Origin of the sequence: Pseudomonas sp. TMW 2.1634 (genome assembly GCF_001703595.1) — a bacterium.
Classification (GTDB): domain Bacteria; phylum Pseudomonadota; class Gammaproteobacteria; order Pseudomonadales; family Pseudomonadaceae; genus Aquipseudomonas; species Aquipseudomonas fragi.
Window position 1 is genome coordinate 2,914,789 of record NZ_CP016849.1, and the last position, 24,449, is coordinate 2,939,237.

The window sequence follows — 24,449 nt, forward strand, 5'->3', positions numbered from 1 at the left end:
TCAATGTGCTCCTAAGTGATGGCCGCTAACGGTCGAGAACTCATGGCTGCTTTGAGCCACGTTGCTTTTGAGCAACAGATTGGAGCGCGGGTATTCGCCGTGCTCGCTGATAAAGTTCAAAAGTTCTACATAGGTCTTGCTGCTCTGACGCAGCGCCGCTTCGCGCAATGCGGTCGGCAGGCGCGGGCTCTGCATGGTGTGCAGCAACCGCTGGTGAATTGCGCAGAGGTATTCGACGCTCTCTTCCGGCTGGTTGAGGCGCAAGTGCAGATCCGCCAGGTTATGGTGTGAAATGACACAGGCGGCCACTGCTTCGTCGGCATCACTCCAGCGCTCGAACAACACCTGGGCCAGCGCCAGTGCCTGCAGGTAGTGTTCGCGGGCATCGACCAGCTCGCCTTCGGCGAAACAGCGGTTGGCTCTTTCGATCGTGCGTTTCCAGTGCTCCATGTGAACCTCCAAAGCAGTGTTTATCGGGTTAAACGCCGCCGGCGGTCAGTTTTTCGGGGTCCAGCAGGACCTCAAGCTGGCTGCGTGGCAGGTCGGTGTATTCGAGGGCCACGTCTATCACCGGGCGCCCCTGCTGATAGGCGGTCTTGGCGATTTCGGCGGCTTTTTGATAGCCGATGATCGGGTTTAGCGCCGTGACCAGGATCGGGTTGCGCGACAGCGCTTCCTTGAGCTTGGCTTCGTTGACCCTGAAACTGGCAATGGCCTTGTCGGCCAGCAGGCGGCTTGAATTGGCCATCAGTTCGATGCTGGCGAGCAGGTTTTGCGCAATGACCGGCAGCATCACGTTCAACTCAAAGTTGCCGGACTGGCCTGCCACGGTGATCACCGCGTCATTGCCGATCACCTGCGCCGCGACCATCGCCGTGGCTTCCGGTATCACCGGGTTGACCTTGCCCGGCATGATCGACGAGCCCGGCTGCAACGCCTCAAGTTCGATCTCGCCCAGGCCGGCCAGGGGGCCGGAGTTCATCCAGCGCAGGTCGTTGGCGATTTTCATCAGTGACACTGCCGTGGCCTTCAACTGACCAGAAACAGCCACTGCGGTGTCCTGCGAACCAATCAAGGCAAACAGGTCCTTGCCCGGCGTGAAGGCCACCCCGGTCAGCTCGCTGAGCTGCTGGCTGAACAGGCCCGCGAATTGCGGGTGGGCGTTAATCCCGGTGCCCACTGCGGTACCGCCCTGCGCCAGGGATTGCAGCGCAGGCTGCAGGTTGTGCAAATGGTCGATATTGGCCTTGAGCTGCTGCGCCCAGCCATTGAGCACCTGGCTCATGCGTACCGGCATGGCGTCCATCAAATGGGTACGACCGGTTTTGACGTAGGCGTGAACCTCGATCGCCTTGCGCTCGATAACCTGCACCAGATGGCTCAGCGCCGGCAGCAACTGCTCGTGCAGGCCCAGTGCGGCGCTGACATGGATGGTGGTCGGGATAATGTCGTTGCTGCTTTGCCCGCAGTTGACGTGATCGTTGGGGTTCACCGGCTCGCCCAGCAACCGCGTGGCCAGGGTGGCAATCACTTCATTGGCATTCATGTTGGAACTGGTGCCCGAGCCGGTCTGGAAAATATCCACCGGAAAGTGCTCCATGTAATCGCCGGTCAGCAGGATTTGTGCCGCCTCGACAATGGCCTCGCCCTGGGCCGCCGTGATTTGCTTGAGCTCGACGTTGGCCTGGGCCGCGGCGGCTTTGGCGAGGATCAGCGCGCGGATGAATTGCGCAGGCATGCGTTGATGGCTGATCGGGAAGTTGTCGACCGCACGCTGGGTTTGCGCGCCGTATAGCGCGGCCTCAGGTACACGCAACTCGCCCATGCTGTCGCGTTCGATACGAGTGTTACTCATCGGGAAATCCTTGCACCAGTTCTGTTAAAGAAATTGAAGGTTCGAGCTCGCAGGTTGCCAATTGCCAGGCAAAGCTTTGCCAGCGCTTGAGCCGGCAGTTGCACAGGGCTTGGGTTTCGAGGTCGCGCAGCGGGCGCCACGCGTTGTCCAGACACAGGGTGCGCCAGTGCCACGGCAGCGCGGTGTCGGTGGCGGTGTCGAGCAGCAGGCGCAAGGTGGTGGAGGCAATCATCCACGGGGAAGTGGGCGTACAGCCGGCAAGATAGCGGCCTTCGGCCAGGTAATGCTCGATCAGGCGCGGCTCGTTCGGTGCCAGCGCGCAACGGATCTGGCGGCTCATCCAGCGCCAGCTTTCTAGATACGGCCCTTCACGCAACGCAGAACTCATGACCCAGGCTCACTCGATAATGAGATTCATTATTAAGCGATATTGATTATCAAAACAAGCCTGCTAAAGGATGGGATGCACAAACACAAAAAAGGCGTATCACCGATACAGTGATACGCCTTGGCATGGAACAGAGCAGCGTTTAGCTACCCGCCACCATCATGCGCTCGATCAGCACCGAGCCGGTGCGGATATTGCTGCGCAGTTCCAGGTCGTTGCCCACGGCTACGATCTGTTTGAACATGTCGCGCATATTGCCGGCAATGGTCACTTCCTGAACCGGGAACTGGATTTCGCCATTCTCGACCCAAAAACCCGCCGCGCCACGGGAGTAGTCGCCGGTGACCATGTTCAGGCCGCTGCCCATCAGCTCCGTGACGAACAGGCCACGACCCATGCGCCGGATCAATGCCGCCTGGTCTTCGTCGCCGTGGGTCACGAACAGGTTATGCACGCCGCCGGCGTTGGCGGTGCTCGGCATGCCCAGCTTGCGTCCGGAGTAGGTGCTGAGGATGTACGAAACCAGCTCGCCATCCTTGATAAACGGCTTGGCATAGGTGGCCAGGCCGTCGTTGTCGAACGATGAGCTGCCCATAGCGCGCATCAGGTGCGGGCGCTCGTCCAGGGTCAGCCATTCAGGGAAAATTTGCTGGCCCATTGCATCAAGCAGGAACGACGACTTGCGGTACAGGTTGCCGCCCGAGATGGCACCCAGGAAGCTGCCGAACAGCCCCCCAGCCAGTTCGGCCGAGAACAGCACCGGCACTTCACACGTCGGTACCGGGCACGAGCCCAGGCGGCGGGCAGCGCGCTCGGCGGCGCGCTGGCCAATGCTCACGGCGTCCATCAACAACTCGCCCTGGCAATTGACGTCATACCAGTAGTCACGCTGCATCTGGCCGTCACCTTCGGCGATCATCACGCAGCTGAGGCTGTGCCGGGTCGAGGCCGAGCCACCGATAAAGCCGTTACTGTTGCCGTATACACGGCAGCCCTGATGGGTGCTGAGGGTGGTGCCATCGGCGTTCTTGATCCGGCTGTCGGCATCAAAGGCTGCCGCTTCACAGGCCAGGGCCTTTTCAATGGCCTGCTCGGGGGTGATGTCCCAGGTGTGGAACACATCAAAGTCTTTCAGTTCACGGGCCATCAGGCTGGCATCGGCCAAACCCGAACTTTCGTCTTCGGAGGTGTGTTTGGCAATCGCCAGGGCGGCGGCGACGGTTTCGCGGATGGCCTCCGGGCCGGTGGCCGAGGTGCTGGCCGAGCCTTTGCGCTGGCCTACATAGAGGGTGATGCCAAAACCCTGGTCACGGTTGAACTCTACGGTTTCAACTTCGCGCTGGCGTACCGAGGTCGACAACCCCTGCTCCAGCGACACGGCGACTTCACAGGCGCTGGCGCCCTGGCGCCTGGCTTCGGCAATGATTTGCTCGACCTGTTCCTGCAGTGCCGGCAAGGCCTGCGGGCCGACGCTTTGAACTGCACTCATGGTTTTCTCCACTCAAATTCTGTTTTCGGCAGGGCCGCCGAGCGACCGGGCCGGACAAGCGGCCCCCGACTGGTTATCATGGCGGCGTTTCTTTGCGGACTGCCACCATGGTTGATTCTTACGACGACGCCTTCGACGGCGAAAAAAGCAAATCGCAGGTCAAACGCGAGCTTCATGCTCTGGTTGATCTGGGCGAGCGTCTCACGACACTCAAGCCTGACTTGCTGAACAAAATGCCCCTGACTGACGCTATGCGTAAGGCTTTGGCAGATGCTCCAAAACACACGGCTCATATTGCGCGCAAGCGCCATATGATGTTCATCGGCAAACTGATGCGCGATCAACCGCTTGACGAAATTCTTGCCTTGATCGATCAAGTCGATGCCTCTTCTCGCCAGTACAACGAACGTTTTCACAACCTCGAGCGCTGGCGTGATCGCCTGATCGAAGGTGATGACGCTGTACTGGAAAAGTTTGTTGCCGAGTTCCCTGAAGCCGACCGCCAGCAAATGCGTTCGGTGATACGTCAGGCCAAACACGAGCTGGCTCATAACAAGGCACCGGCTTCAAGCCGCAAATTGTTCAAGTACATCCGTGGGTTGGACGAGACTCAACGCGGTCTGCGTTAAGCCTCGTACCCGTGAAGGTTGCCTGGCAACCTTCACGGGACCTCCCCTCAACCGCCCGTACCGCCTACAGTGATCGCGTCAATCTTCAGGGTTGGCTGGCCGACACCTACCGGCACCGACTGCCCGTCCTTGCCACACGTTCCCACGCCGCTGTCCAGCGACAGGTCGTTGCCGACCATCGACACCTTGCTCATTGCTTCCGGCCCGTTGCCAATCAGGGTCGCGCCTTTGACTGGGCGAGTGATTTTGCCGTCTTCAATCAAATAGGCTTCGCTGGTGGAGAACACAAACTTGCCGCTGGTGATATCGACCTGACCACCGCCCAGGTTGGCGCAGTAGATGCCCTTTTTCACCGAGGCGATGATCTCGGCCGGATCGCTCTCGCCACCCAGCATGTAGGTGTTGGTCATGCGCGGCATCGGCAAGTGCGCATAGGATTCGCGACGGCCGTTGCCGGTGCGGGCCACGCCCATCAGGCGGGCATTGAGCTTGTCCTGCATGTAGCCCTTGAGCACGCCGTTTTCAATCAGGGTGGTGCACTCGGTCGGGGTACCTTCGTCATCCACGCTCAGCGAGCCACGGCGGCCGGCCAGGGTGCCGTCATCGACGATGGTGCACAGCTTCGAGGCGACCATTTCACCCATGCGCCCGCTGTAGGCAGAGCTGCCCTTGCGGTTGAAGTCGCCTTCCAGGCCGTGGCCCACGGCTTCGTGCAACAGCACCCCGGACCAGCCCGAGCCCAGCACCACCGGCATGGTGCCCGCCGGGGCCGGTACGGCTTCAAGGTTGACCAGTGCCTGGCGCAACGCTTCACGGGCATAACCCATTGCACGATCGTCGGTGAGGAAATAACGGTAGTCGGTACGCCCGCCGCCGCCATGCCCGCCGCGCTCGCGACGGCCATTCTGCTCGACGATGACGCTGACATTGAAGCGCACCAGCGGGCGGATATCGGCAGCCAGACCACCGTCGGTGGAGGCCACCAGAATGCGCTCCCAGACCCCGGCCATGCTCACGGTCACTTGCTGGATACGCGGGTCGAGGGCGCGGGTAGCGGCGTCGACACGCTTGAGCAGTTCGACTTTTTCAGCGCGGCTGATGACTTCCAGCGGGTTGTCCGGGCCATACAGCTGAGCCACGTCCTGAGTGGTGAACGCCTGCACCGTGCCGTTTTGCCCGGCGCGGGAAATCGAGCGGGCGGCGCGGGCGGCCTGACCCAATGCGTCCAGGGTGATGGCATTGCTGTAGGCAAAGCCGGTCTTCTCGCCAGACTGGGCACGAACGCCTACACCCTGGTCGAGGTTAAAACTGCCTTCTTTGACGATACCGTCTTCCAGCGCCCAGGATTCGGAGATCTGGCCCTGGAAGTACAGGTCTGCGGCGTCGATGCCCGGCCCGGCCAGGTCGCCCAATACGCTTTGCAGGCTTTCGATGGTGACACCGCCCGGTGCCAACAGGTGTTCGCTGACTGAGGTCAACAACTCGCTCATATTCACTCCGTCTTGGCCCCTGCTTCAGCATCTTTGAGTGCTGAACCCACGGGCCTGAAAAATCAGTTGTGTGGGAGCGGGCTTGCTCGCGATGGCATCAATGCGGTGCAACGGTGACACCGCGTCGTCTGCATCGCGAGCAAGCCCGCTCCCACCTAAATTAGCTGGGCGTTAAACCGCCGATGGCTCACCACCGGCATGCGTGCCCGGATATCCGCTTGCTCAACGGCATCGCGGCGGGCCAGTAATACGCCCTCGCCTTGCGCCTGCTCGGCCAGCACCCGCCCCCAGGGGTCGATAATGGCTGCATGCCCCCAGGTTTCCCGCGGGCCGGGGTGGATGCCGCCCTGGGCCGCTGCGAGGATGTAGCACTGGGTTTCAATGGCGCGGGCGCGAATGAGTACCTCCCAATGGGCCTCGCCCGTGACCGCAGTAAAGGCCGAGGGCGCGGTGATCAGTTCAGCGCCAGCGGCGCGTAGCTCACTGTACAGCTCCGGGAAGCGCAGGTCATAACATACGCTCAGGCCCAGCTTGCCGACCGGGGTATCCGCCACGACCACACGCCCCCCATGAGCATAGTCATCAGACTCACGGTAGCGGCCACGGTTGTCGGACACATCCACGTCGAACAAGTGCAGTTTGTCGTATCGGGCAGCGCATTCACCCTCGGCATTGATCAGCAGTGAACAGGCATTGACCTTGGCTTGAGGTTGACCCTCTGGCGGCAGAGGCAAAGTACCAGCCACTATCCATAACTTGAGGTCGCGGGCGGTCTGTTTCAACCAGGGCAGGATCGGGCCTTCACCCAAGGCCTCGGCGCGGCCGATGGCGGCTGTATCGCGACGGCCCATTGCGGCAAAGTTCTCGGGCAACACGGCCAGTTGCGCACCGCCTTGGGCAGCCTCCTCCAGCAGGCGACGGGCCTGGGCCAGGTTGGCCAGGACATCGCTTTGGCTGACCATTTGAATCACTGCTAGCGACATGACGTATTCCTGATCGAAAAAACCCATTTGTGGGAGTCGGGCTTGCCCGCGAGGGCATCGCCGCGATTTACCTGACATATCTCGGCGCCCGCATCGCAGGCAAGCCAGCCCCCACTGGTTTTGTGGGAGCCGGATCTGAGGACAATGCTACGCCTAGTTTTTTTCAAAAGGCTTGTCGAAGGTGATTTTCGGATCGTTCCACGGGCCCTGGATGCTGTATTGCACGCTGGCGAAGCGCGACACCTGGTCACCGATCAGCTTGTTGAGCAGGAACATCGCCCCGCCCGCTGCCGGCCCGCCCACCAGCAAGGCGGCAAGAGGCAGGTTGTTGGTCACGGGCAAGGTCACCAGCAGCTTGGCGTCGACCCGGTCGGTGACCATGTTCAATGTACCGTTAAGTTCCAGATTGGTGGACGGCCCGGTCATCAGGATCGGCTTGCCTGTGCTGTACACGCCGCTGCGGGCATTGAGCACGCCCTTGACCCGGTCATAGCTCAGGCCCTTGCCGAACAGGTCGGAGAAGTCCAGGCGCAGGCGACGGCCAATGGCGTTGAAGTTGAGCAAGCCAAAAATGCGCAGCACCTGGGCGCTGCCGTCGACTTCCACAAACTGCCCCTTGTTGAGCGAGGCGTCCAGTGTGCCGGAGAAACGCTTGAGGCCAATCCACGCCGGTGAACCCGGCCAGTTGCCATCGATGTCCACATGAAAGTTGTCGCTGGTGACGCTGGGGGCAAAACCCCAGTTCTTCAGCACCGTGGCCAGATTGCCGCCACCCAGGCGCCCCTGATACCAGCTCTTGCTGTTACCCGCCACGCCTTCCCAACCGCCCGAACCTTCAAGCAGCATGCCCTTGAGCCCCAGGTTGAGGCTGGTCAGGCTGATGCCGCGGCTGTTGGGCCGAATGTTGAGCGACCAGGCACCCAGCAGCTCAGAGCCCTGGTAAAGCTGGCGAATAATGATGTCCAGCGCCGGTATTTTGCGCGGGTCGACCGCCGCCAGCGGATCGGGGGCGTTGTCATCCGCCACCACCTTGGGGTCGGGGGCCGGCAGGCGAATGGTCTGCATATTGACCACAATCGGCGCGTTTTTCGCATCCGGCAGGGTCACTGCACCCGTGGCCTGCTTGCTGTCGATTTGCAGCGCCCAGGAGGCAGCGACGCGCTTCATGACCAGTCGCACCTGATCCAATTGGGTGCCGAAAGCAATCAACTTGCCGACTTTAAAGTCCGCACTGCTGAGCAGTTGCTTGGCACTGCCACCCGGGTCATTGCCGGCATAACGCTCCACTAGCGCCTGCCAGGGGGCAACGTCGAGTTCCGACAGCACACCGCGAATACGCAGGCCCTTGGTCGTCGGCAATACCGGGGCGCCACTGCCCAAAAACAGCTCGCCGCGCCCCTCGTCAAATTTGTCCTTGGGGGCAGCGAAGGTCAGGTTGGCCAGGTCGCCGTAGTCAAACCAGTAACGCCGCTCGGCTCCTTGCAGGGTCATGCGGAACACGCTGCTGCGGCTTTCATTGGCCGCCAGGCCAAAGGGCGCAGGCAAATCAACCACCGCCCCCTTGAGGCTGGAGCTGACCCGCAACTGGCTGTCGGCCCCGTCCAGGGTCAGTTGCAGCTGGTACGGCAAATCGCCGCTCACCGGGATCGGTTGATTGAACTTGAGCCAGTCCGTGAGTTTTTTCACCCCCACCTGACCGCTGGCCACTACCCGGGTGCTGATACGACCGGGCTTGCCGTCGGCAAAAATCTGCGCGGTGATCGAGCGATCGAATGCCCGCGCACTGATGCCCTTGCCGCTCAGGCCCTTGGCACTGTCGAAGCGAAAATCGCCCTTGAGCTGGGTCAGCTCAAGCTCGGGCTCACTGATTTTCAGGCGGGCCTTGTCAGTGCTGAAGTCCACCAGGATTTTCGGCTCCACGCTTTTTTCCAGCGGGATATCCAGGTCAACGCGGCCCTTGAGCGAACCTTCGCCCTGCCAGCCCGCGAAGGTTTCGGCGGTGCCAATGGGGGCTTCCTGAAGGATTTTCAGGCCGTCGCCCAGCCCGCCATCAAAATTCCCGTCCAGAAACAGATGGCTGACCTTGCCTGCTGGCACATGCGGGATGTTGACGGCCACGTTGCGCACCTGGGTGTCGAGCAACTGGCCTTTACTGGCCATGATCCGCACGCCGCTGTCTTCGATAAACACGTCGCCCGAGACATCACGCACATGGGGCCAGCCAGGCTGGAACGCCAGTTCGGCGCCATGCACCTTGAAAAACAGGCTGATATTGCGCGCCGCCGCGACGGCGTCGTGGCTCAGGGAGCCCTGGTACTGGAAAAACCCTTCTTCGACCGCACCCTTGATTATCGCCGTGCTCAGCCATTCGGTGAGGGCCGGGCTCAGCACTTCAGGCAGGTACTTGGGGGTAAAACGGCCGTCGCCATCCGTAAGACCAACCCGCAGGTCCATGTAGTCTTCTTGAGAATGGTCGAGGTGAATACGGATCAAGAAGTCGGCCGCGATCTTGCCCTCTTCTCCCAGCACTTTGATGTAGGGGGCAACCAGGGTGAAGCTGTCCTTGTTCAGGGTCCAGGTCAGCAGGGCATTGGCTTGCAGGTACTGCCAGGGCTTGGCGAAGATCGGGTCCAGGTGCAGCATGAAGTCCTTGCTGTCCAGGCGCAGTTCGCCCTTGCCCAGGTCACCGCTGATCAGGCCACTGACGTTGCGCGCCGCCGGAGCACCGTGGGTGGCATTGAAGCCGACCTGCTCCAGATTGGCCGCGAAACTGATTTTTTGATCGTCCGTGGCGGCCGGACGATAGTCGGCCAGTACATTGCGCAATGTGCCCGTCACGCTCAGTTGGTCGATAACGGTGGCGACGGCTTCAGGCACCGGGGCCAGCGAGTCCATCAGCGGCGTGATCGGCGTCAGGTCGAGGCGGTCGGCCTGCAGGTGCCAGCGCTCCTGCTCCTTGTCCGTGGCCGCGAACTGCTGCAATTGCAGACGGGTTTCCCAACGGGTCTTGCCCAGGTTCATGGCCAATGAATCGAGCACCACCTTGAAGCCCTGCTTGCCGCGCTCGGCCCAGGCATGCAGGGCCAGGTTTTCGATGGTCTCGGGTTTGCGCCCGGCATAGGCGCCGCTCAGTTTGGGCGCATTCAGGCGCGCCACGGCGCTCTGCACCGAGCCCTGGCTCCAGTTGAACCAGAGTTCACCACCCGCCTTGAGTTCAGAGACTTTCCACGGCGCAATCAGCGAGGCCGGCAGCCACTTGGCCCAGTCGCTTTGCGGCAGGCTCACATAGGCCTGGGCCGCACCGTCACGCCAGCGGCTGGCCTGGACCTGGGTCGAGACACTCAGCGCGACAGGCTGGCCATCGGGCAGGGTCAGGCGCGCATCGAGGCGCTGGTCCGAGGCGCCGACATCCAGGGTCAGCCCTACATACGTCAGGGTCAGCGGGGCTTGTTTGTAGGGTTCCAGGGTCACCTGGCTGTCGAGCACCGACAATCGCGCCACATGCTGCAACTGGGTGAGCAACTGCTCAGGGTCCAGCGGCTGGTCGTCCTGCACTGGCAGCCCCTCGAGGGTCCAGTGGCCGTGCTCATCCTGACGCAGGCTCAGTTGCAGGCCATTAAGCTGCACGCGGGCAATACGGATATCGCGGTTCAACAGGCTGGCCAACACATCGGGCACCACCTGCACTTCGTCCAGGCGAAGGGCGCTGTTACCCTCGCCGACCATCACATCGTGGGCCTTCAGTACCGGCGCCATGCCGCTCCAGCTTCCTTCAAGGCTGCCAATGGTCAATGGCATGCCCAGGGCGTCTCGGGCTTTGTTCTGAACCTCTATGCGGTATTCGGCAATCAGCGGGGTCAATTCACGGCCGATGCTGACGTACAACGCCGTCAGCACCAAAACCAGAGCGCACGCGCCCAACCCCCAACGGGTCAGCGCGGCAAAAAAGCGTGTCAGACGCTCCATGTCAGGTGGCCCCTTCAGTAATGATCGAAGGAGCCGGGTTCAGCCCCTTTGTAACGCTATACGATGCTTGATACTTCAGAGCAGCACCACGTCGTATTGTTCCTGGGAATACATGGTTTCAACCTGAAAGCGAATCGTGCGCCCGATAAAGCCTTCGAGTTCCGCGACATTGCCCGACTCTTCGTCCAGCAGGCGGTCGACCACCCGCTGGTTGGCCAGGACCCGATAACCGGTGGCTTGATAGGCACGGGCCTCACGCAGGATTTCGCGGAAAATCTCGTAGCAGATGGTTTCCGGGGTTTTCAGCTTGCCCCGGCCCTGGCAGCACACGCACGGCTCGCACAAGACCTGCTCCAGGCTCTCGCGGGTACGCTTGCGGGTCATCTGCACCAGGCCCAGCTCGGTGATGCCGATGATGTTGGTCTTGGCGTGGTCGCGCTCCAGCTGTTTTTCCAGGGTGCGAATCACCTGGCGCTGGTGCTCTTCATCTTCCATGTCGATGAAGTCGATGATGATGATGCCGCCCAGGTTGCGCAGGCGCAGTTGCCGGGCAATGGCGGTGGCGGCTTCGAGGTTGGTCTTGAAGATGGTTTCTTCAAGGTTGCGATGACCCACAAACGCGCCCGTGTTGACGTCGATGGTGGTCATGGCTTCGGCCGGGTCCACCACCAGATAACCGCCGGACTTGAGCGGCACCTTGCGGTCCAGGGCTTTCTGGATTTCGTCTTCAACGCCGTACAAATCGAAAATCGGCCGCTCGCCCGGGTAGTGCTCAAGGCGGTCGGCGATTTCCGGCATCAGTTCGGCCACAAACTGCGTGGTCCGCTGGAAGGTTTCCCGCGAATCGATACGGATTTTTTCGATCTTGGGGCTGACCAGGTCGCGCAAGGTGCGCAGCGCCAGGCCCAGGTCTTCGTAGATCACCGTCGGCGCACCAACAGTCTTGATCTGGGCGCCGATCTGGTCCCACAAGCGGCGCAGGTAGCGAATGTCCATGAGGATCTCATCCGCGCCGGCCCCTTCGGCCGCCGTGCGCAGGATAAACCCGCCGGCTTCCTTGATACCTTCCTGGGCCACGCAATCGCTGACCACCTGCTTGAGGCGTTCACGCTCGGCTTCGTCTTCGATCTTCAGGGAGATGCCGACATGAGCGGTGCGCGGCATATACACCAGGTAGCGCGAAGGAATCGACAGTTGCGTGGTCAGGCGTGCGCCCTTGGAACCAATCGGGTCTTTGGTGACCTGTACCACCAGGCTCTGGCCTTCATGCACCAGGGTACCGATGCTCTCAACGGCCTGGCCTTCACGCAGGGAAATTTCGGAGGCATGGATAAAAGCCGCGCGATCCAGGCCAATATCGACAAAGGCAGCCTGCATACCGGGCAAAACCCTGACAATCTTGCCTTTGTAGATATTGCCGACAATGCCCCGGCGCTGGGTACGCTCGACATGCACCTCTTGCAGAACACCGTTCTCTACCACCGCCACGCGCGATTCCATCGGCGTGATGTTGATCAGGATCTCTTCACTCATGGCTGGGTCTCGTTCAGGCGTCATCACAGTAGTGCCACGTCTCGTAGGTGCCGTATTCAGCGCACGGTAAGGTTTTGCCAACAGGGTATGCCGAAATGCCCGAGCAGTTCTGCGGTTTCGCACACGGGCAGGCCCACTACAGCGGAATAGCTGCCATTGAGCCCCGCGACAAACACCGCGGCCAGGCCCTGGATAGCGTAGCCACCGGCCTTGTCCTGGGGTTCACCGCTGGCCCAGTACAGGCGGGCTTCTTGTGTACTGATGTTACGAAAGCGCACCTGGCTGCGCACCACGCGGGTTTCGCAGCGCCCGGCGTCCATGATCGCGATGGCGGTCAACACCTCATGCTCGCGCCCGGACAGCGCCATGAGCATAGCCAAGGCATCGGCCTCGTCGACCGGTTTGCCCAGAATGCGTTCATCCTGCACCACGGCCGTGTCGGCACCCAGCACGCAGAACGCACCGTTGGGTGGAGTGTTTGACACGTGTTGGTGCCCGGCCCGGGCCTTTTCGAGCGCCAGACGCTCGACATAGGCCACCGGGGATTCATTCGGCAGGGGCGTTTCGTCAATGGCGGCAGTGACCGTTTCAAACGGCACGCCGATTTGCGTCAGCAGCTCACGCCGCCGCGGTGAGCCGGAAGCCAGATAAAGTGAAGTCATCAAGACATCTCCCTGTCGAGGTGAACAAACCAGGAAATGGCTCGTATCCAGTTAATTGATTTTGAAACGTCGGCACAGCCCGCGCAGCCCGTAGCTGATCCACGGCCACAGCAAGGCACTGACCACGCCCGGCAATACCAGCGCCAGGGTCGGCTGGCGATTGCCAGTCAAGGCACTGAGCCACAACTGGGCAAGCTGGGCCAGACCGAAGATCACCAGCAACACCAGGCATTGCTGCCACATCGGGAACACCCGCAAGCGTTGCTGAAGGGACAAGACCAGGAAAGTGATCAGGGTCAGCGTCAGGGCATTCTGCCCCAGCAGCGTGCCATACAGCACATCTTCGGCCAGGCCCAAGCAAAACGCGGTGACCATGCCCACTTTATGCGGCATGTACAAGGCCCAGAAGGCCAGCAGCAAGGCCAGCCAGAGCGGGCGCAGGATTTCCATGAACTGTGGCATCGGTGAAATGCTGAGCAACAGGCCGATGGCAAACGTCAGCCAGATCATCCAGCCGTTACGCGAACGGGTACTCGCCATTTATTGCCTCTCCCGGGTAGTGGCCGGCACGGCGGCTGGCGGCTTGGCGGCAGGAGTTGCAGCTGGCACAGGCTTTTTAACGGCCTTGGGTTCGGTCACCGCAGGTGCAGGAACGGCAGGGACGGCCGCCGGGGCAACCGTTGGCGCCGGCTTGGGCACGGTGGCCGGAATGATCGGCGCCGGTTCACCGTTCTGCTCGGCTTGCTGCGCCTTGGCCGCGTCGTTGGCCCGCTCTTCAGGGGTGCGGCTGTCACTGAATACCAGCAACAGGTAGCGGCTGCGGTTCAGGGCTGCGGTCGGCACGGCGCGCACAATGGCAAAAGGCTGGCCGGAGTCGTGAATCACCTCCTTGACCGTTGCCACCGGGTAACCGGCCGGGAAGCGCTGCCCCAGGCCCGAGCTGACCAGCAGGTCGCCCACCTTGATATCGGCCGTGTCGGCGACATGACGCAATTCAAGGCTTTCAGGGTTGCCGGTACCGCTGGCAATCGCCCGCAAGCCATTACGGTTCACCTGTACCGGAATACTGTGGGTGGTATCGGTCAGCAACAACACACGTGAGGTGTAGGGCATCAACTCGACCACCTGGCCCATCAGCCCGCGTGCATCAAGCACCGGCTGCCCCAATACAACGCCATCGCGCTCACCCTTGTTGATGATGATGCGATGGGTAAAGGGGTTGGGGTCCATGCCGATCAGCTCGGCCACTTCAACCTTTTCGTTGACCAGCGCAGAAGAGTTGAGCAACTCGCGCAGGCGCACGTTCTGCTCGGTCAAGGCGGCCAGCTTTTGCATGCGGCCTTGAAGCAGAAGGTTTTCGGTCTTGAGTTTTTCGTTCTCGGCCACCAGTTCGGTACGGCTGCCGAACTGACTGGCCACGCCCTGCCACAAGCGCTGCGGCAAATCGGTGATCCAGTAGGACTGCATCAGCACCAGCGACATTTGACTGCGCACGGGCTTGAGCAACGTGAAGCGAGCGTCCACTACCATCAGCGTGACCGATAGCACGACCAGCACCAGAAAGCGCACGCCCAATGAGGGGCCTTTGGAAAAGAGCGGTTTAATAAGCCGCTCCTCCGGGGCAAGTGTTCAATTTATTCATGCGGCTTCAAGCGGCCTGGATGAAGATTGACAAAAGATAAACGCCAAAAGGCAGCACTGCAAAGTGCTACCTTTTGATGATAACCAAAGGACTGCACCCGGCGATCTTATTCGCTGGAGAGCAGATCCATCGTGTGTTTATCCATCATTTCCAGCGCACGGCCACCGCCACGCGCAACGCAGGTCAGCGGGTCTTCGGCAACAATCACCGGCAGGCCGGTTTCCTGGGCCAGCAGCTTGTCGAGGTCACGCAGCAAGGCGCCACCACCGGTCAGTACCAGGCCACGCTCGGCGATATCCGAAGCCAGCTCTGGCGGGGACTGCTCCAGCGCACTTTTCACGGCCTGAACGATGGTTGCCAGGGACTCTTGCAGAGCCTCGAGCACTTCATTGGAGTTCAGGGTGAAGGCACGCGGCACGCCTTCTGCCAGGTTACGGCCGCGCACGTCGACTTCACGCACTTCACCGCCCGGGTAGGCCGTGCCGATTTCCTGCTTGATGCGCTCAGCCGTCGACTCGCCGATCAGGCTGCCGTAGTTGCGACGCACATAAGTGATGATTGCCTCGTCGAAACGGTCGCCGCCAACCCGAACGGATTCAGCGTAAACCACACCGTTGAGGGAGATCAGCGCGATTTCAGTGGTACCGCCACCGATATCGACCACCATCGAACCGCGGGCTTCTTCAACCGGCAGGCCCGCACCGATGGCCGCAGCCATTGGCTCTTCGATCAGGAACACTTCACGCGCACCGGCACCGAGTGCCGATTCACGGATGGCGCGACGCTCTACCTGAGTCGATTTGCAAGGCACGCAAATCAGCACTCGCGGGCTTGGCTGCAGGAAGCTGTTTTCATGCACCTTGTTGATGAAGTACTGCAGCATTTTTTCGCAAACGCTGAAATCGGCAATAACGCCGTCCTTCATCGGACGAATGGCAGCAATGTTGCCCGGTGTACGGCCGAGCATGCGCTTGGCCTCGGTGCCGACGGCAACGACACTTTTCTGGTTACCGTGTGTCCGAATGGCCACAACCGATGGTTCATTCAGGACAATACCGCGCTCACGCACGTAAATAAGGGTGTTGGCAGTGCCCAGGTCGATGGAAAGATCGCTGGAAAACATGCCACGCAGTTTCTTGAACATGGGAAAGGGACCCTAGGCAACGCGTGGGTAAAAAAGTGCGGCAAACTCTAACAACGACAGGGATTTTGGGCAAGGCGCCAATATGTTAAATTGGGCGCTTTTCTGAGCACCAACTCCCATAATCGCGGCCATATGACCGTAGAAATGCGGTAGTGTTCCGACAATCTAACACACGGATAGCATCCGTCCTGTTTTCCACTGGAGAATCCCATGGCGCTAGACCGCTCCGACGTGGAAAAAATCGCACATTTGGCCCGTCTTGGCCTCAATGATGCCGATATTCCACGCACCACCGAAGCCCTTAACAGCATTTTGGGGCTGATTGATCAGATGCAGGCCGTCGACACTACCGGTATCGAGCCTCTGGCCCACCCACTGGAAGCCAGCCAGCGCCTGCGTGCAGACGTCGTGACTGAGAGCAATCATCGCGAGGCCTACCAGTCCATCGCACCAGCGGTCGAAAACGGCCTCTATCTGGTTCCGAAAGTCATCGAGTAAAGGGAAAGAGCCTGCATGCATCAATTGACTCTGGCCGAGATCGCCCGCGGACTCGCCGATAAAAAGTTTTCTTCCGAAGAGCTGACCAAGACCCTGCTGGCGCGTATCGCCCAGCTCGATCCTCAGCTCAACAGCTTCATCACCCTCACCGAAGACCTTGCGCTAGAGCAGGCCAGGGCCGCTGACGCACGTCGCGCCAACGGTGAAACCGGGGCCCTGCTGGGCGCGCCGATCGCTCACAAGGACTTGTTCTGCACCTTGGGCGTGCGCACCAGCTGTGCCTCGAAGATGCTCGACAACTTCAAGGCACCTTACGACGCCACCGTGGTTGCCAAGCTGGCCGCAGCCGGCGCCGTAAGCCTGGGCAAGACCAACATGGACGAGTTCGCGATGGGCTCGGCCAACGAATCGAGCTACTACGGCGCGGTCAAAAACCCGTGGAACCTTGAGCACGTACCCGGCGGTTCATCGGGTGGCTCGGCCGCGGCCGTTGCCGCCCGTCTGTTGCCTGCGGCAACGGGCACCGACACTGGCGGATCTATCCGACAGCCGGCAGCCCTGACCAACCTCACCGGCCTGAAACCGACGTACGGTCGCGTTTCGCGCTGGGGCATGATCGCCTACGCGTCCAGCCTCGACCAGGCTGGCCCGTTGGCGCGTACTGCCGAAGATTGCGCCATCCTGCTGCAGGGCATGGCCGGTTTCGACCCGCAAGACTCCACCAGCATTGACGAGCCCGTACCGGACTTCAGCGCCAACCTCAACGGTTCGCTGCAAGGCCTGCGTATCGGCGTGCCTGCGGAGTTCTTCAGCGAAGGCCTCGACGCACGCATCGCCGAGCTGATCCACAACAGCATCAAGGAGCTGGAGAAGCTCGGTGCCGTGATCAAGCCGATCAGCCTGCCGAACATGCAGCACGCGATCCCTGCGTACTATGTCATCGCACCTGCCGAGGCCTCGTCCAACCTGTCGCGTTTCGACGGCGTGCGCTTCGGCCACCGCTGCGAAAACCCGAAAGACCTCACCGACCTGTACAAGCGCTCGCGCGCCGAAGGCTTTGGCCCGGAAGTACAGCGCCGGATTCTGGTCGGTGCCTACGCCCTGTCAGCCGGTTACTACGACGCTTACTACCTGCAAGCACAAAAAATCCGTCGCCTGATCAAAAACGACTTCATGACTGCGTTCAACGAAGTCGACATCATCCTCGGCCCAACCACGCCTAACCCGGCCTGGAAAATCGGCGCTAAAAACAGCGACCCGGTTTCGGCCTACCTGGAAGACGTCTACACCATTACCGCCAACCTCGCGGGCCTGCCGGGCCTGTCGATGCCAGCCGGTTTTGTCGATGGCTTGCCAGTAGGCGTGCAGCTGCTTGCGCCTTACTTCCAGGAAGGTCGCTTGCTCAACGTCGCTCACCAGTATCAGTTGCACACTGACTGGCACACGCGCTCACCTGCCGGCTTCTGAGGAGAAACACATGCAATGGGAAGTTGTGATCGGGCTGGAAATTCACTCCCAGCTCGCCACCCAATCGAAGATTTTCTCCGGTAGTGCCACCACGTTTGGCGCTGAACCGAACACCCAGGCCAGCCTGGTAGACCTGGGCATGCCCGGCGTACTGCCGGTGCTGAACCAGGAAGCCGTGCGCATGGCCGTCATGTTCGGCGTGGCCGTTGACGCCGAAATCGGCCAGCACAACGTGTTCGCCCGCAAGAACTACTTCTACCCCGACCTGCCCAAGGGCTACCAGATCAGCCAGATGGAGCTGCCGATTGTCGGCAAGGGCCACCTGGACATCACCCTGGAAGACGGCACGGTCAAACGCGTCGGCATTACCCGTGCGCACCTTGAAGAAGACGCCGGCAAAAGCCTGCACGAAGACTTCAGCGGCTCCACCGGCATCGACCTGAACCGCGCGGGCACCCCGCTGCTGGAAATCGTTTCCGAGCCGGACATGCGCAGCGCCAAGGAGGCCGTGGCCTACGTCAAGGCCATGCACGCCCTGGTGCGCTACCTGGGCATCTGTGACGGCAACATGGCCGAAGGCTCGCTGCGTTGCGACTGCAACGTGTCGGTACGCCCGGTGGGTCAGGCCGAATTCGGCACCCGCTGCGAGATCAAGAACGTCAACTCGTTCCGTTTTATCGAGAAGGCGATCAACAGCGAAGTCCAGCGCCAGATCGAGCTGATCGAAGACGGCGGCAAGGTCATCCAGCAAACTCGCCTGTACGACCCGAACAAGGACGAAACCCGCGCCATGCGCAGCAAGGAGGAAGCCAACGACTACCGTTACTTCCCCGACCCTGACCTGCTGCCGGTGGTGATCGAGGATTCGTTCATCGAAGACGTGCGCGCCACCCTGCCGGAACTGCCACCGCAAAAGCGCGAGCGTTTCCAGTCGCAGTTCGGCCTGTCGGCCTACGACGCCAGCGTTCTGGCTTCGAGCCGCGAACAGGCGGACTACTTCGAAAAAGTCGTGAGCATCAGCGGCGACGCCAAGCTGGCGGCCAACTGGGTCATGGTTGAGCTGGGCAGCCTGCTTAACAAGCAAGGCCTGGACATCGACCAGTCGCCGGTCAGCGCCGAGCAATTGGGCGGCATGTTGCAACGCATCAAGGACAACACCATCTCCGGCAAAATCGCCAAAGTGGTACTTGAAGCGATGGCCAATGGCGAAGGCACTGCCGACGAAGTCATTGAAAAACGCGGCCTCAAGCAAGTGACCGACAGCGGCGCCATTGAAAAGGTGCTGGATGAAATGCTGGCGGCCAACGCCGAGCAGGTCGAGCAATACCGTGCGGCAGACGAAGCCAAGCGCGGCAAGATGTTCGGCTTCTTCGTGGGCCAGGCGATGAAAGCCTCCAAAGGCAAAGCCAACCCGCAACAGGTCAACGAATTGCTCAAGAGCAAGCTCGAAGGCTAAGCCACTCAACTGTAGGAGCGGGCTTGCTCGCGATGGGATCGATGCGGACCTTACTCAAACACCGCGCCGCCCGCATCGCGAGCAAGCCCGCTCCCACAGGTTTTTGTGGTTTTTTCCCGCAACAAAAGGATCCCCCCATGAAGCGGCTACTCGGCGCCTGCGCCCTGCTCAGCTTGCTCGCCGGCTGCGCCAGCCATGACATAGACCCCCGCGGCTATGATCAAACCGGCACCGCCTCTTATTACGGCGCCCGCCACCACGGTAAACGTACCGCCAGTGGCGAGCCTTTCGACCAGCACGGCCTCACGGCCGCCCATCGTCAGCTACCCTTCGGCACGCGCGTCCTGGTCACCAACCTGAGCAACAACCAATCCGTCGTGGTGCGCATCAATGATCGCGGGCCGCACACCCGTGGCCGCCTGATCGACCTTTCCCGCCAGGCCGCCGAGCAACTGGGCATGCTGCGCAGCGGCACGGCCAAAGTGCGGGTCCAGGGCATGAATGATTAATTGAGGGAGTGGTCGCCATCTTGGCTTTGAGCACGCTGTCACCGTGGAACCTGCTGCAACTGCTCTGCGGCCTCGCGCTGCTGGTCGCCGGGGCCGAACTGCTGGTGCGTTGCGCCGTGCGCATGGCTGCCAACCTGAAGGTGCGCCCGCTATTGATCGGCTTGACCCTCGTGGCCGTGGGCAGCAGCGCACCGCAACTGACCGTCAGCCTGCAGGCCGCCCTCAATGACACGGCAGACATTGCCGTGGGCAGCGTGATCGGCAGCAATATCTTCAATATCCTGGTGACCCTGGGCCTTTCGGCACTGATCATCCCTTTGCGGGTGTCCCGCCAACTGGTGCGCCTGGACATCCCGCTGATGATCCTCGCCAGCGGCCTGGTGTTTGCCCTGGCCCTGAACAAGCAGCTCGACCGCCTGGACGGCGCCGTCCTGCTGGGCGGCCTGCTGATCTATCTGGCCCTGCTGCTGCGCCAGTCGCGCCACAGCGGCCATCATCACTCCCACCACGACCTGCCGCGCACCTCCTGGCTACACAACCTCGTGCTGATGCTGGCCGCCCTGCTGCTGCTCGGGCTAGCCGGGCACCTGTTGCTCGGCGCCGCAGTCACACTCGCCACCGAGCTGGGGCTGTCGGAGCGGATCATCGGCCTGACCATCATTGCAGTCAGCACGTCGCTGCCGCAGTTGGCCACCTCGCTGATCGCCGCTTTCCGCGGCCAGCGCGAGATTGCCGTGGGCAATGTGATCGGCAGCAATGTATTCAACCTCTTGGGCGTGCTCGGGGTGACCGCCCTGGTAGCGCCTGCGCCCCTGTCGGTATCACCTAATGCCCTGGCGTTCGATCTGCCGGTGATGCTGGCGGTCGCGGCACTGTGCCTGCCGGTGTTCTACACCGGTTACCGTGTCACCCGGGGCGAAGGGCTGCTCTTCCTGGGCCTGTACCTGGCCTATGGCCTGCATGTGGTGTCGTTTACCACCGGGATGCCGCTAGCGGGCAAGCTTGAGCATTTGATGCTGTTCTTCGTACTGCCGGCGCTGCTGCTGTTCCTGCTGCTCAGCACCTTGCGTGCGTGGCGTCGGCAGCACTAGATCCAGCCACCCCACTGCAACACAAAGATGCCGAGATTGGTGGTGAGCGCCGCCATCAAGGTGGTGATCACGATGATTGCTGCTGCCAACTCGTGATTGCCATTGGCCGCCCGGGCCATGACATAACTGGCCGCCGCCGTGGGGCTGGCGAAGTACAGGAACAGAATCCCCAACTCCGGCCCGCGAAAACCGCATAGCCAGGCGCCGAGGGTCGCCAGCAACGGCATGCTGACCATTTTGACCAGGCTGGCGCTCAGTGCCATATCGCCACTTTTGCGCAGGCTGGCCAATGACAGCGTGCCGCCGATGCAAATCAGTGCCAGGGGCAGGGTCATCGCTGCCAGGTACTCGCCCGATGCCTGCAACCAGCCGGGCAAGCCGATCTTGAACACCGCGAACGGCACCGCCGCCAGCACGCTGATGATCAGCGGGTTCTTGACCACGCTTTTGCAGATGCTCCACGGATCGGACTTGATCACCGGGCTGTACACCGCCAGCACAATGGTCGACAGGGTGTTGTAGAGCAAAATCACCAGGCCGGCGAGCACCGCCCCCAGCGAAATCCCGTAGTCGCCGTACATGCTGGCCGCCAGGGCCAGGCCGACCACCCCGTTATTGCCGCGAAAGGCGCCCTGGGTGTAGATGCCGCGATCTTCCCGGGGCAGCGCCAGATCGACCAGCCCCACGCCAGCGCAAAGCTGAGCAAGGTCGCCACGACAAAATACGCCAGTACCTTGGGCTGCAAGGCCGCCCTGAGGTCGGCGTGCAAAATACCCAGAAACAACAACGCCGGCATGGTGACGTTAAACACCAGTGCCGACGCAGTATGGATAAAGTTGTCGTTGATCCAGCCCACACGCTTGAGCACCACGCCTAAAAACAGCATGGCAAACACCGGGGCGGTAATCGTGAGCGTCTGAAGGAAAATAGCCAGCATGTCAGCCCACTCGTGGGGGAACAGCGGGTTGAAGCACTCTAAAAGAAAGCTTCAACGCTCTTTTTTACATACCTTTGACGGCATAAATACCGGCAGCATTACGCCAGTAGCCTTTGTAGTCCATGCCATAGCCAAACACGTAGCGGTCAACGCACGGCAAGCCCATGTAGTCGGCCTTCAGGTCAGGACGCGCCTTGCGGTCATGTTCCTTGTCGATCAACACCGCGGTATGCACCTGACGAGCACCGGCGTGTTTGCAGAAATCAACAATTGCGCTCAGGGTGTGACCTTCATCGAGGATGTCATCGATGATCAGCACATGACGGTCGATAAATGACACTTCCGGCTTGGCTTTCCAGAACAGGTCGCCGCCCGTGGTTTCATTGCGATAGCGCGTCGCGTGCAAATACGACGCTTCAAGCGGAAATTGCAGATGGGTCAGCAGCTTGCCGGAGAAAATCAGGCCGCCGTTCATCACACAAAATACCACTGGATTGGTCTCGGCCATTTCAGCCGTGATTTGCGCGCCAACGCGGGCAATGGCCGCCTCGACTTCAGCTTCGGTGTACAGGCAGTCAGCCTCTCGCATGATTTGACGGATATGCTCGAGATCAGCAGACATGACGCTCTCCAGGGGGGGTTGTGCAAGAAAAGCGGGCAAAGGTACGCATCCGCTTGGCTCAGATCAAGCATTTATGGACTAACGTGCAGTAATGTCTGTAGGACATCACCCCGGATTAGATTAATCTAGGCCGGTTTTTTTGCCTGCCCCCGGAGTTTTTTCCCTATGCCTATCCGTGAGATACGCCACCCGCTGATCCGTCACAAACTCGGCCTGATGCGCCGTGCTGACATTAGCACGAAGAATTTCCGCGAGCTCGCTCAGGAAGTCGGCGCGTTGCTGACCTATGAAGCCACCAGTGACCTGACCCTCGAAACCTACAATATCGACGGTTGGTGCGGCACTGTTCAAGTTGAAAAAATCGCCGGTAAGAAAATTACCGTCGTACCGATCCTGCGCGCCGGTATCGGCATGCTTGAAGGTGTCCTGAGCCTGATCCCGGGCGCCAAAGTCAGCGCTGTGGGCATTGCCCGCAACGAAGAAACCCTCCAGGCCCACACCTACCTGGAAAAACTGGTTCCGGAAATCAACGAACGTCTGGCGATGATTATCGACCCGATGCTGGCCACCGGCTCGTCGATGGTTGCCACCATTGATCTGCTGAAAAAAGCCGGCTGCAAGGAAATCCGCGCGATGGTGCTGGTTGCCGCGCCAGAAGGGATTGCTGCGGTTGAAGCCGCTCACCCGGACGTGACCATCTACACCGCTTCCATTGATGAGCGTTTGAACGAGCACGGCTACATCATTCCGGGCCTGGGCGATGCCGGCGACAAGATCTTCGGCACCAAGCAAAAGGACATTTAACATGCAGGACGAGTTCAACGACCCGCTCTGGCGCCAGATCATCTCTGGCGCGCAGATGCTCTTCGTGGCCTTTGGCGCGTTGGTGTTGATGCCTTTGATTACAGGCCTGGACCCTAACGTTGCGCTGTTCACGGCGGGTCTCGGGACTCTGCTGTTCCAGATCGTGACCCGGCGCCAGGTGCCGGTCTTTCTGGCTTCGAGTTTCGCTTTCATTACCCCGATCATTCTCGCCAAAGGCCAGTTCGGCCTGGCTGCGACTATGGGCGGCGTGATGGCAGCCGGTTTCGTGTACACCTTTCTCGGTTTCGCGGTAAAGCTCAAGGGCACCGGTTTTATTGACCGCCTGCTGCCACCCGTGGTGATTGGCCCGGTGATTATCTCGATCGGCCTGGCGATGGCGCCGATTGCGGCGCATATGGCTATGGGCCGCGCTGAAGATGGCACCGAGCTGATTCACTATCAGACGGCCATGCTGATCTCGATGCCAGCACTGCTGACCACCCTGATCGTGGCCGTATTCGGCAAAGGGATTTTCCGACTGGTGCCGATCATTGCCGGTGTGCTGGTAGGTTTTGGCATGGCGTTCTACTTCGGTGTTGTCGACACTGCCAAGATCGCTGCCGCGCCGTGGTTTGCCCTGCCGCACTTCACCGCGCCCGAGTTCAACTGGCAGGCGATTCTGTTTATCGTCCCCGTGGCACTGGCCCCGGCCATTGAACATATCGGCGGCGTGATTGCCGTAGGCAGCGTGACCGGTCGTGACTACCTGAAAAACCCGGGCCTGCACCGCACGCTGTTCGGTGACGGTATCGCCACCACGGCTGCCGGCATGCTGGGCGGCCCCCCTAATACCACCTACGCCGAAGTGACGGGCGCAGTGATGCTGACCAAGAACTACAACCCGAAGATCATGACCTGGGCGGCAATCTTTGCCATCAGCCTGGCGTTTATCGGCAAGTTCGGCGCACTGCTGCAAAGCATTCCGGTACCGGTGATGGGCGGGATTCTGTGCCTGCTGTTCGGTTCGATTGCAGCGGTGGGTATGAATACCCTGATCCGTCATCAAGTCGATCTGAGCGAAGCACGCAACCTGGTGATCGTCTCGGTGACCCTGGTATTCGGGATTGGCGGCGTACTGATCGGTACGGGGATGGGGCCTGAGGACTTCGGTCTCAAAGGCATCGCGCTGTGCGCCATTGTGGCGATTGCGCTGAACCTGATCCTGCCGGGCAATGACAGCTGGAAGCACAAGAAAAAAGGTGACGGGCCGGTTATCTGAGCCCA

The 24,449-nt window shown here is 60.8% G+C and carries 21 protein-coding genes and 1 pseudogene; 8 read left to right on the forward strand and 14 right to left on the reverse strand.

Annotated features, from left to right (window positions below; all coding sequences use genetic code 11):
• The 4 genes from BFC21_RS13935 to pmbA form a co-directional block, all read right to left on the reverse strand.
• The gene (locus BFC21_RS13935; RefSeq protein WP_088378120.1) at positions 1-450 is read right to left on the reverse strand and encodes a hypothetical protein; all 450 of its coding nucleotides are present in this window, start codon (positions 448-450) and stop codon (positions 1-3) included.
• Positions 451-478: 28 nt separating this feature from the next.
• Positions 479-1,855: an aspartate ammonia-lyase gene (locus BFC21_RS13940; protein WP_120266267.1), complete on the reverse strand. Its 1,377-nt coding sequence runs from the start codon at positions 1,853-1,855 to the stop codon at positions 479-481.
• Positions 1,848-2,243, reverse strand: coding sequence for a FagA protein (locus tag BFC21_RS13945; protein ID WP_095004705.1), 396 nt, complete (start codon positions 2,241-2,243; stop codon positions 1,848-1,850). The genes BFC21_RS13940 and BFC21_RS13945 overlap by 8 nt, the downstream gene beginning before the upstream one ends.
• Before the next feature lie 142 nt (positions 2,244-2,385).
• Positions 2,386-3,732: a metalloprotease PmbA gene (gene pmbA, locus BFC21_RS13950; protein WP_120266268.1), complete on the reverse strand. Its 1,347-nt coding sequence runs from the start codon at positions 3,730-3,732 to the stop codon at positions 2,386-2,388.
• 107 nt (positions 3,733-3,839) lie between these two features.
• Between pmbA and yjgA the strand changes: the two genes are divergently transcribed.
• A complete protein-coding gene (gene yjgA, locus BFC21_RS13955; RefSeq protein WP_016781786.1) occupies positions 3,840-4,361 on the forward strand; it encodes a ribosome biogenesis factor YjgA in 522 nt (173 codons plus the stop codon).
• A gap of 47 nt (positions 4,362-4,408) precedes the next feature.
• On the opposite strand, the gene tldD is transcribed toward yjgA, so the two are convergent.
• The 8 genes from tldD to mreB all read right to left on the reverse strand — a co-directional run bounded on the left by tldD (position 4,409) and on the right by mreB (position 15,781).
• The gene (gene tldD, locus BFC21_RS13960; protein WP_016781785.1) at positions 4,409-5,851 is read right to left on the reverse strand and encodes a metalloprotease TldD; all 1,443 of its coding nucleotides are present in this window, start codon (positions 5,849-5,851) and stop codon (positions 4,409-4,411) included.
• A 155-nt stretch (positions 5,852-6,006) separates the two neighbouring features.
• A complete protein-coding gene (locus tag BFC21_RS13965; RefSeq protein WP_088378123.1) occupies positions 6,007-6,834 on the reverse strand; it encodes a carbon-nitrogen hydrolase family protein in 828 nt (275 codons plus the stop codon).
• Between the two features lie 153 nt (positions 6,835-6,987).
• Positions 6,988-10,800, reverse strand: coding sequence for a YhdP family protein (locus BFC21_RS13970; protein ID WP_120266269.1), 3,813 nt, complete (start codon positions 10,798-10,800; stop codon positions 6,988-6,990).
• 75 nt (positions 10,801-10,875) lie between these two features.
• Positions 10,876-12,333 (reverse strand): ribonuclease G, encoded by a 1,458-nt coding sequence (gene rng / locus BFC21_RS13975; RefSeq protein ID WP_016781782.1) that lies wholly within the window; start codon positions 12,331-12,333, stop codon positions 10,876-10,878.
• Between the two features lie 56 nt (positions 12,334-12,389).
• Complete coding sequence (locus tag BFC21_RS13980) at positions 12,390-12,995, reverse strand: nucleoside triphosphate pyrophosphatase (RefSeq protein WP_088378125.1); 606 nt, start codon at positions 12,993-12,995, stop codon at positions 12,390-12,392.
• Positions 12,996-13,046: 51 nt separating this feature from the next.
• Positions 13,047-13,535 carry a rod shape-determining protein MreD gene (mreD, locus tag BFC21_RS13985; protein ID WP_016781780.1) on the reverse strand — a complete coding sequence of 163 codons (489 nt, stop codon included), beginning with the start codon at positions 13,533-13,535 and terminating at the stop codon, positions 13,047-13,049.
• Entirely contained in the window at positions 13,536-14,600 is a 1,065-nt protein-coding gene (gene mreC, locus BFC21_RS13990; protein WP_086798672.1) for a rod shape-determining protein MreC, read from the reverse strand.
• A gap of 143 nt (positions 14,601-14,743) precedes the next feature.
• Positions 14,744-15,781 (reverse strand): rod shape-determining protein MreB, encoded by a 1,038-nt coding sequence (mreB, locus tag BFC21_RS13995; protein WP_002555108.1) that lies wholly within the window; start codon positions 15,779-15,781, stop codon positions 14,744-14,746.
• A 210-nt stretch (positions 15,782-15,991) separates the two neighbouring features.
• Between mreB and gatC the strand changes: the two genes are divergently transcribed.
• From gatC to BFC21_RS14020, 5 genes are all read left to right on the forward strand, one after another.
• Complete coding sequence (gatC, locus tag BFC21_RS14000) at positions 15,992-16,279, forward strand: Asp-tRNA(Asn)/Glu-tRNA(Gln) amidotransferase subunit GatC (protein ID WP_016781778.1); 288 nt, start codon at positions 15,992-15,994, stop codon at positions 16,277-16,279.
• Positions 16,280-16,294: 15 nt separating this feature from the next.
• Positions 16,295-17,746 carry an Asp-tRNA(Asn)/Glu-tRNA(Gln) amidotransferase subunit GatA gene (gene gatA, locus BFC21_RS14005; RefSeq protein WP_083369631.1) on the forward strand — a complete coding sequence of 484 codons (1,452 nt, stop codon included), beginning with the start codon at positions 16,295-16,297 and terminating at the stop codon, positions 17,744-17,746.
• A gap of 10 nt (positions 17,747-17,756) precedes the next feature.
• Positions 17,757-19,202: an Asp-tRNA(Asn)/Glu-tRNA(Gln) amidotransferase subunit GatB gene (gene gatB / locus BFC21_RS14010; protein WP_088378126.1), complete on the forward strand. Its 1,446-nt coding sequence runs from the start codon at positions 17,757-17,759 to the stop codon at positions 19,200-19,202.
• A 137-nt stretch (positions 19,203-19,339) separates the two neighbouring features.
• Positions 19,340-19,711, forward strand: coding sequence for a septal ring lytic transglycosylase RlpA family protein (locus tag BFC21_RS14015; protein ID WP_088378127.1), 372 nt, complete (start codon positions 19,340-19,342; stop codon positions 19,709-19,711).
• A gap of 50 nt (positions 19,712-19,761) precedes the next feature.
• Positions 19,762-20,802 (forward strand): calcium/sodium antiporter, encoded by a 1,041-nt coding sequence (locus BFC21_RS14020; protein WP_120266722.1) that lies wholly within the window; start codon positions 19,762-19,764, stop codon positions 20,800-20,802.
• Here BFC21_RS14020 and BFC21_RS14025 read toward each other — a convergent pair.
• Positions 20,799-21,739, reverse strand: a pseudogene (locus BFC21_RS14025) (AEC family transporter). The gene BFC21_RS14020 and the pseudogene BFC21_RS14025 sit on opposite strands and share 4 nt — an antisense overlap.
• A gap of 64 nt (positions 21,740-21,803) precedes the next feature.
• Positions 21,804-22,361: a hypoxanthine-guanine phosphoribosyltransferase gene (locus BFC21_RS14030; RefSeq protein ID WP_088378128.1), complete on the reverse strand. Its 558-nt coding sequence runs from the start codon at positions 22,359-22,361 to the stop codon at positions 21,804-21,806.
• Between the two features lie 165 nt (positions 22,362-22,526).
• Here BFC21_RS14030 and upp point away from each other — a divergent pair, with 165 nt between their 5' ends.
• Both upp and BFC21_RS14040 read left to right on the forward strand, forming a co-directional pair.
• Entirely contained in the window at positions 22,527-23,165 is a 639-nt protein-coding gene (upp, locus tag BFC21_RS14035) for a uracil phosphoribosyltransferase (protein WP_016781772.1), read from the forward strand.
• A gap of 1 nt (position 23,166) precedes the next feature.
• Positions 23,167-24,444: a uracil-xanthine permease family protein gene (locus BFC21_RS14040; RefSeq protein ID WP_016781771.1), complete on the forward strand. Its 1,278-nt coding sequence runs from the start codon at positions 23,167-23,169 to the stop codon at positions 24,442-24,444.
• The last annotated feature ends 5 nt before the right edge of the window (positions 24,445-24,449 follow it).